We start from the raw sequence: 1,839 nt of genomic DNA, 5'->3' as shown, positions 1-1,839 counted from the left end.
CAAGAAGGGGCAGCGCGACGTGATCGCGCAGCTGATCCGCATGCAGTACCAGCGCAACGAGATGGACTTCAGCCGCGGCACCTTCCGCGTGCGCGGCGACACCATCGACGTGTTCCCGGCCGAGCACTCCGAGCTCGCGATCCGCATCGAGCTGTTCGACGACGAGGTCGAGGCGCTGCAGCTGTTCGACCCGCTGACCGGGCGCATCCGCCAGAAGATCCCGCGCTTCACCGTCTACCCGTCCAGCCACTACGTGACGCCGCGTGATCGCGTGGTCGCTGCCATCGAGACCATCAAGGCCGAGCTGCGCACGCGGCTCGACGAGCTGGTGAAGGACGGCAAGCTGGTCGAGGCGCAGCGCCTGGAGCAGCGCACCCGCTTCGACCTGGAGATGCTGCAGGAGATCGGCCACTGCAAGGGCATCGAGAACTACACGCGCCACCTGTCGGGCTCGGCGCCGGGCGAGCCGCCGTCGACGCTGGTCGACTACCTGCCGGGCGATGMGCTGATGTTCCTCGACGAATCGCACGTGCTGATCGGCCAGCTGGGCGGCATGTACAACGGCGACCGCGCGCGCAAGACCACGCTGGTCGAGTACGGCTTCCGGCTGCCGTCGGCGCTCGACAACCGGCCGCTGAAGTTCGAGGAGTTCGAGAAGAAGATGCGCCAGGTGGTGTTCGTGTCGGCGACGCCGGCCGACTTCGAGAAGCGCAACGCCGGCCAGGTGGTCGAGCAGGTGGTGCGGCCGACCGGGCTGGTCGACCCGCTCGTCGAGGTGCGCCCGGCCACGCACCAGGTCGACGACGTGCTGCAGGAGATCCGCGAGCGCGTCGAGATCCACGAGCGCGTGCTGATCACCACGCTGACCAAGCGCATGGCCGAGCAGCTCACCGACTACCTGAGCGACAACGGCGTCAAGGTGCGCTACCTGCACAGCGACATCGACACCGTCGAGCGGGTCGAGATCCTGCGCGACCTGCGGCTCGGCACCTTCGACGTGCTGGTGGGCATCAACCTGCTGCGCGAGGGGCTGGACATCCCCGAGGTGTCGCTGGTGGCGATCCTCGATGCCGACAAGGAAGGCTTCCTGCGCGCCGAGCGCTCGCTGATCCAGACCATCGGCCGCGCGGCGCGCAATGTGAACGGCAAGGCGATCCTGTATGCCGACAAGATGACCGATTCGATGCKCCGCGCGATCGACGAGACCGAGCGGCGCCGCGCGAAGCAGATCCAGCACAACCTGGAGCAGGGCATCACGCCGCGCAGCGTGAAGAAGCAGATCCGCGAGCTGATCGACGGCGTCTACAGCGAGAAGAGCGCGAAGGACGAGCTGAAGAACGCGGCCGAGACGGCCGAGGTCGAGGCGATGAGCGAGAAGGACCTCGGCAAGCGCATCAAGCAGCTCGAGAAGCAGATGCTCGAGCATGCCCGCAACCTGGAGTTCGAGAAGGCGGCCCGCGTGCGCGACCAGCTGGCCCACCTGCGCGAGCAGGCCTTCGGCGCGCCCGGCACCGACAACGTGGTGCTGCTGCCGGCTGCCGGCGGCCGCAAGGCATGACGCAGCCACCGGTGCGGGCGCAGGTGCGGGTGCTGATGGTCTGCATGGGCAACATCTGCCGTTCGCCGACCGCCGAGGCGGTGCTGCGCCACAAGCTGCGCGCGGCCGGGCTGGGCGATGCAGTCGCGGTCGATTCGGCCGGCACGCACTCGTGGCACGGTGGCGAGCCGCCCGATCCGCGCTCCATCAGGCACGCGGCGCGCCGCGGCTACGACCTGGCCCATCTGCGGGCGCGGGTCGTGACGGGGGCTGATTTCGAGCGTTTCGACCTCATCCTGGCC

The 1,839-nt window shown here is 68.6% G+C and carries 2 protein-coding genes; both read left to right on the top strand.

The features are described from left to right. Positions 1-1,558 (top strand): excinuclease ABC subunit UvrB (uvrB, locus tag AC1D15_RS29920; protein WP_477828880.1); only part of this gene is annotated, 1,558 nt, incomplete at its 5' end. Then, a partial coding sequence (locus tag AC1D15_RS29915; RefSeq protein WP_477828879.1) for a low molecular weight protein-tyrosine-phosphatase occupies positions 1,555-1,839 on the top strand: 285 nt, incomplete at its 3' end. The genes uvrB and AC1D15_RS29915, both read left to right, overlap by 4 nt.

It is taken from the genome of Rhizobacter sp. P2_H2 (assembly GCF_056403375.1).
The sequence above is the reverse complement of the archived record's forward strand: the minus strand, read 5'-3'. Positions and strand labels throughout refer to the sequence as shown.